This window comes from Bacillus sp. 05T31, assembly GCF_056396725.1.
On record NZ_JBFTMA010000231.1, the window covers coordinates 1 to 5832 of the forward strand.

Here is a 5832-nt window from a genome sequence, read left to right on the forward strand (position 1 = left end):
AGTTTTGATTTGTCTAATTTCGGAGCGTCCTTTACCATAACAAAGAAAGCCGAAACGCCAGCTACGAGGCCGACGATACCAAGAAGTAGACAACCTATAAGGAATTTCTTGAAAAAGGAACCTTTTTTCTTTGGCTTTTCTTCTTTATGAGTTTCTTTCGTTTGATTTTTTACATGATTTCGTWCTGTACGAGAACGATAATTATCTGACATTATACTTTCTCCTACCTTTCATTCTCTCCCCCAAAAGTCGAAAAAAGAGCCTTAGTGATGACTCTATCACGAAAAATAAACCGTGTCTAGTACGCGGATATAATCAATTCTAGGGTGATAACCGCATGATAATAAAGACCCATGCTCTTCTATTTCTTGTTTTGTAATCGATTTACGTCCACCAGTATTTTGACGATTCCAAAATGCAATAATATGTTTTGCATCTAATAAATAAAATTCATCAAAAAGTGTAAATTTAATAATAACAAATGCAATTCCATTATGAGCGACTACTTGCTTCATATGTTCAATTTGATGAAGGTGGAAGTTTTGAAGTGGAAAACTGGTTTTATTTTTAGTTTCTTTCGCTTCAAAATCGATGTATTTCCCTTTGTATACACCGTTGTAATCTGTTGTAGAAGGTTGTTTGAAATACGCTTCTTTTACCACTGCAGCACTTCGAGCGGGGTAATCTACTTTTACAATTTGAAGAGGTGTAGGTTTTTTATGTACGCATGCAATATTATGGGTTAAGTAATATTGATTGGTGTCATTCAATTCCTCTTCAAGGGACATACCTCTATTACTGTAAGTATGTTTTTTTATTGGTGTTTTATGAGGTTGTGAAGCTTGATCGTACCTTTTTCCATTTGGGTAACGAATGGTCATATTTTGTCCACTCCCAACTTGATAAGATTTACTTACAAAGGTGATTATATCAAAAAATGAAAAAAGATGTGACCTTTTTCAAGAAAGGTATGGTGACTTACTCATGTTTCGATGGAATGATTACGAAAAAATTAAACAGACCCGTAATGATATTTTTTGTACAGAAGAGGAAAAAGCTATAGTTCTTAATATTAAGGAGAGCACGGATGTAGCTAACGTAGATAATATTTCACGTACACAATCTTACCAAGAATATTATTTGAGAAATAGAGAAATTAGATGGTCTTTTTTAGCAAGCATGGTTTCAAGGAATGGGGGATGGAACATGACAGATTTAGAAGGAGAATATTATTCTAATCTTTTATCTCAAACAGTTAAGAGACGATTATTTCATTTGTATGAGAAAGCCAATTGGCTCATTTTTTTAGATGCATTTCCTCAACTACTACTGTATGAGGAAAGTAAAAAGAGATGTGCGCCGCTCTTTCATTTGTTACAATTTTTCAACATATCAATTTTTATGGAAAAAGAATGGGGCGCGTTTTGGAAGAAAAAAGATATAAATAGGCTTATGACGGCACTTATTATTAATGAACAAAATAAAATTCAAAAACCAGTAATTGAGAATGCATACTTTCAAAAACATGTATTTGATACTGCACTATTCAAATTTCAAGAAATATTTCACGTTAGTGCAGTTATTTTTCCAACGGTGGAAGGGGGAATGTATGGATTTTCAGTTTATCAATTTGAAACGTTGCAAAAACGTATAGAACTGGGGAAGCAATTAGCTTGGTTATTATTTCATTCAAAGTATAAGGCTTCTTTTTATAAATTTGCAGTGCAAACTAGGCATACAGGATCAAGGATGGATTATGAATGTAATATAAGGGGAATTAGAAAATCATGTACGCCGGCTCTTCGGGATGTGTATTCTATTGTCACTCATGAAAAATTAATTGAAAAAGATTGGTTTAGTGAAGGGTTGGAAATAGATTCATTATTTTTACTTGAAAAACCTAAGGGGGAAATTAATATAACAGAATGGTATAGAAAGAAGAGGGAGCAAATACATACTCTTTCTATATTAAGTAGTTTTGTTAAAAGAATAGATGAGTTCATGATATAATAAAGAAGTCCCGCCTTCTTAAATGAAGGCGGGACTTCTTTATTAAAAGTAATATGCTCTACAACAAGTTACTTTCTAATCGGTTATTTGCCGGCAGTACGACTTTAACTTCAACACTTATCGAAAGCGAAGAGGTAAGGTAGACTAGAAAATAGTTGTTTGTAAAAGCACCTTTGGTTAAAGTGTCATTTTATCCCGCTATTTGCGGACAGTAAAACTCCCACCTCAAAATTTGGCTGGAGCAAAGAAGGTAGGTGGAAGCCCTGCTGTCCGTAAACACCCGATTGGTGCGGGCTAATAATCAGTGGGGGATGAACAAAACCCCACTGATTAAAGTTTCACTTTATGTAGCGGGRAAATTTGGACCATCAAGCTTTGGATTACCAGTCTCAGGTTKGTTTTGTTGTTTGTTTTGCTTTTTCTTTTTTTCGTTTTTATTTTTTGTCATCGTAATACACCTCCTTTTTGTATTGTTACCATTTCTAAAAATGGCATACTAAATGATTTCTTTGACGAATATCAACTAGTTTTGTCATGTGAGAAGGAGTAATTAATCAATCGGCGAAATTACATGACAAAGGAAAGGCAAAGAAGGGGGCGTTTTAAATATGGCGATGGTTCAGAAGGAAGATGTTATGAAAAAAATGGATCAAATGTTAAGTTCTCTCGATTTGCTGGAAATGAAGATTGGGATTAGAATGAATCATGCATTGAAGGATAAAGGTGAAAAAATATGCAATAAGATAGAAATAACAGAAATGCATATAGAACATATGGAAAATAAATTAGTGCATCACGAAGAAAAAGGGAGCTGGGTAAAGACATTTCAAAACGTCGTAGTGAGTGCATAATAAGGTGGGAACAAAATGGGACATGAAGCATTAATCCAGTCTTCGGAGAAGTTAATGCAGTATAATGATGAAGCGAATGTGAAAAAAAGAGAGATGGCTGAATATGATTTTTATAAGGATATGAAGCCATTTGTTGATATTGTAGATGCGGAGTTAGAGATGTGGAAAGAATTAGCTTATAGGTGGATAAAGGAAGAGCGACCTAAGTATATACATGTACAACAAATTGATCAAGTGTATGATAATTTACAAACTAATGTGCTACAATGTTTTGTTAATAAGGGAAAAGGCAAACGTTTCTTTGAAACTCATCAAGCTATTTCGTATACTTTGCAAAATATCGTAGATCAATGTAAGTAACAAGAGGGAAAACCCTCTTGTTTTTTTATGCTTCTGTCACTGTTGTAGGTTTTGTTGCACCGTTTATTTCTAATTCACGTATTAATGTTCGGTAATCTGAAATGCATATTTTTCCTTCAAGATAACAATGTCTTGCAAAGTCTAACAGTTCATTCAAATTTTCTGTGTAATACCCCTTTTTTTGAGAAAACGCTTGTTTTAAATCCCCTAATACCATGTTGATTCCTCCCCAATGAGAATCTTCTTCCTTATTATCATAGCATGGAAGGGTTTACTTTCTAATTTTTTTAAAAATTTAAACTTCCGACAAAAACAGACAGATACTCCGTTACACATTTTATTTTATAGGTACATATTCTATATGTAGAAACTTATGTGAAGGAGGAGAGTATGCATGTTTCAACAACCTAATGTATATCAGCAAACAGATCCATATGCACAGCAAAATATGTACCAATATAATGAGGATACATATTTACGATATAATATGTATCCTTTCGAGCCTCATTATGGAAACCAAAATTATTATCAACCATTTGAAGTATCGTTTGGGAATCAACCGCAGCAAGCGCATATGAATCAGCCGCAACAAGCATATACGAATCAACCACAGCAAGCGCATATGAATCAGCCGCAACAACCGCACATGAATCAGTCGCAACAAGCGTATATGAATCAACCGCAACAACCGCACATGGATCAGTCGCAACAACCGCATATGAATCAGCCCCAGCAAATGTATACGAATCAACCACAGCAAGCGTATATGAATTCACAAAACTACATGTCGCCAGCTCAATATGTAAATCAACAAGCTATGTTTTATCCACCAAAACAACCATATCCAACGATGAATAARCAAAAGCAACAGCAACAGCAACCAAGTCAGTTTTCTAGTTTTGTTTCACAATTTAAATCATCAGATGGTAACTACGATGTAAATAAAATGATGAACACGGCTGGACAAATGATGAACGCGATGAATCAAGTAACAGGGATTGTTAAGCAAGTCGGGGGCTTTTTTGGTAAATAATAGTAGGGGGTTGTCTATAATAGGTATTACGTATGAAWTTGGATACTAGACAAATTTCCATGAAATAAATGGGTATATATAACAAGCGGCTTTACCCCCTCGCTCATATTGTAAAGTGTAGTCAGATTTTTTTAATGAGAGAGGAGAGAAAAAACTATGCATCATTGTCATCCTTGCTTTGGAGGGCATAAGCCTGTAGGACCTATTTGTACGACAGCTCCCGTCATTCATCCAACGAAACAATGCGTAACACATTCTTTTTCGACAACGGTGGTACCACACATTTTTCCAACTCATACAACGCATGTTCATCATCAACAAATTAAAAATCAAAGCTTCTTCCCACAAACAAACTCGAACGTAAACGTTGTAGATCCTGGTGATCCAGGATTCGGCGGAGGATGTGGACCATGCGGTCATGGCCATCATCACCATGGGCATCAAATATTACCGTTTGGACCAGGACCGAATGTATCACCATTTGGACCAGGACCGAACGTATCACCATTTGGACCAGGACCGAACGTATCACCATTTGGACCAGGACCGAATGTATCACCATTTGGACCAAATATCGGACCAAACGTTGGTGGAATGTTTAAAAAGTAAATGATATGTTAGAACTAGCGAAATGCTAGTTCTTTTTTTGTAATTGGAGTGTTGATATGAARGTTGTTGCTGTAACAGGATATAAGCCGTTTGAACTTGGAATATTTAAAAATGATCATCCAGGAGTAGAGTGTATAAAAAAGGCGCTGCGTCGTAAATTAACTGTTTTTGTAGAAGAAGGTTTGGAGTGGGTTATTATAAGTGGTCAGTTAGGAGTAGAGCTATGGGCTGCTGAAGTTGTTTTTGAAATTCAAGTAGAATATCCAAATTTAAAATTAGCTGTATTTACTCCTTTTTTAGAACAAGAGGAAAATTGGAAGGAAGATAACCGTGAATATTACGAATTTATTCTTTCACAAGCAGATCATATTGATAGTATTACGAAACGGAAGTACGAAAGCCCAGAGCAATTTAAATTAAAGAATCAATTTTTTATTGAAAAAAGCGATGCACTTTTAGCTGTATATGATGAAGAAAAGTCTGGGAGCCCTAAATATATTGTAGAAGCAGCTAAGAAAAAAGGAGAAATAGAAAATTATCACAGTTATTTCATTCTTTTTTCTGATTTACAAGATATAATGGAAGAGGAACAGTGGAATAATGCAGAGTAATATGTAATATAGTACTCGTATATTTGATTGACAAAAGGCRTTGTTTCTGAAAAAATTTAGTTAATGAAAGCTTTGGCAAAAATTTGAGGTGAAGAAAATGATTTCGGATAAAATTAAATTAACAGCGAAAGATATTTTAGAAAAAGAATTTAAAACAGGTATGAGAGGTTATCAACAAGAAGAAGTAGATAAGTTTCTTGATATGATTATTAAAGATTATGAAGCTTTTCATAAGGAATTTGATCAATTAAAACAACAAAATGCTCGTTTGAAACGTGAATTAGAAGAACAAAAAGTAGCGGCAACACAAGTTCCGCAACAACCGGTACAAACACCAGTTGCACAACCAGTGTATAAC

The 5832-nt window shown here is 34.7% G+C and carries 11 protein-coding genes; 7 read left to right on the forward strand and 4 right to left on the reverse strand.

Going from position 1 to position 5832, the window contains the following annotated elements:
- Together AC1DJR_RS15115 and recU are read right to left on the reverse strand one after the other, a co-directional pair.
- A partial coding sequence (locus tag AC1DJR_RS15115; RefSeq protein ID WP_477002929.1) for a hypothetical protein occupies positions 1-212 on the reverse strand: 212 nt, incomplete at its 3' end.
- A gap of 66 nt (positions 213-278) precedes the next feature.
- Positions 279-881: a Holliday junction resolvase RecU gene (gene recU / locus AC1DJR_RS15120; protein ID WP_002030800.1), complete on the reverse strand. Its 603-nt coding sequence runs from the start codon at positions 879-881 to the stop codon at positions 279-281.
- Positions 882-984: 103 nt separating this feature from the next.
- Between recU and AC1DJR_RS15125 the strand changes: the two genes are divergently transcribed.
- Positions 985-2010, forward strand: coding sequence for a DUF2515 domain-containing protein (locus AC1DJR_RS15125; RefSeq protein ID WP_477002930.1), 1026 nt, complete (start codon positions 985-987; stop codon positions 2008-2010).
- Positions 2011-2353: 343 nt separating this feature from the next.
- Here AC1DJR_RS15125 and AC1DJR_RS15130 read toward each other — a convergent pair whose 3' ends face one another.
- Positions 2354-2500: a phage portal protein gene (locus AC1DJR_RS15130; RefSeq protein WP_477002933.1), complete on the reverse strand. Its 147-nt coding sequence runs from the start codon at positions 2498-2500 to the stop codon at positions 2354-2356.
- Positions 2501-2618: 118 nt separating this feature from the next.
- On the opposite strand from AC1DJR_RS15130, the gene AC1DJR_RS15135 reads away from it, so the two are divergent.
- Positions 2619-2861, forward strand: coding sequence for a hypothetical protein (locus AC1DJR_RS15135; protein ID WP_002011865.1), 243 nt, complete (start codon positions 2619-2621; stop codon positions 2859-2861).
- 15 nt (positions 2862-2876) lie between these two features.
- On the forward strand, positions 2877-3221 hold the full coding sequence (locus AC1DJR_RS15140; RefSeq protein ID WP_002011864.1) for a YppE family protein: 345 nt from the start codon (positions 2877-2879) through the stop codon (positions 3219-3221).
- A 25-nt stretch (positions 3222-3246) separates the two neighbouring features.
- Here AC1DJR_RS15140 and AC1DJR_RS15145 read toward each other — a convergent pair whose 3' ends face one another.
- Positions 3247-3438: a YppF family protein gene (locus AC1DJR_RS15145; protein ID WP_105583985.1), complete on the reverse strand. Its 192-nt coding sequence runs from the start codon at positions 3436-3438 to the stop codon at positions 3247-3249.
- Between the two features lie 177 nt (positions 3439-3615).
- Between AC1DJR_RS15145 and AC1DJR_RS15150 the strand changes: the two genes are divergently transcribed.
- From AC1DJR_RS15150 to gpsB, 4 genes are all read left to right on the forward strand, one after another.
- Positions 3616-4254 carry a YppG family protein gene (locus AC1DJR_RS15150; RefSeq protein ID WP_429686654.1) on the forward strand — a complete coding sequence of 213 codons (639 nt, stop codon included), beginning with the start codon at positions 3616-3618 and terminating at the stop codon, positions 4252-4254.
- Positions 4255-4410: 156 nt separating this feature from the next.
- Positions 4411-4863, forward strand: a complete 453-nt coding sequence (locus tag AC1DJR_RS15155) for a CotD family spore coat protein (RefSeq protein WP_477002931.1) — start codon at positions 4411-4413, stop codon at positions 4861-4863.
- A 56-nt stretch (positions 4864-4919) separates the two neighbouring features.
- A complete protein-coding gene (locus tag AC1DJR_RS15160) occupies positions 4920-5474 on the forward strand; it encodes an SLOG family protein (protein WP_002030808.1) in 555 nt (184 codons plus the stop codon).
- Positions 5475-5571: 97 nt separating this feature from the next.
- On the forward strand, positions 5572-5832 hold a 261-nt coding region (gpsB, locus tag AC1DJR_RS15165), incomplete at its 3' end, for a cell division regulator GpsB (RefSeq protein WP_477002932.1).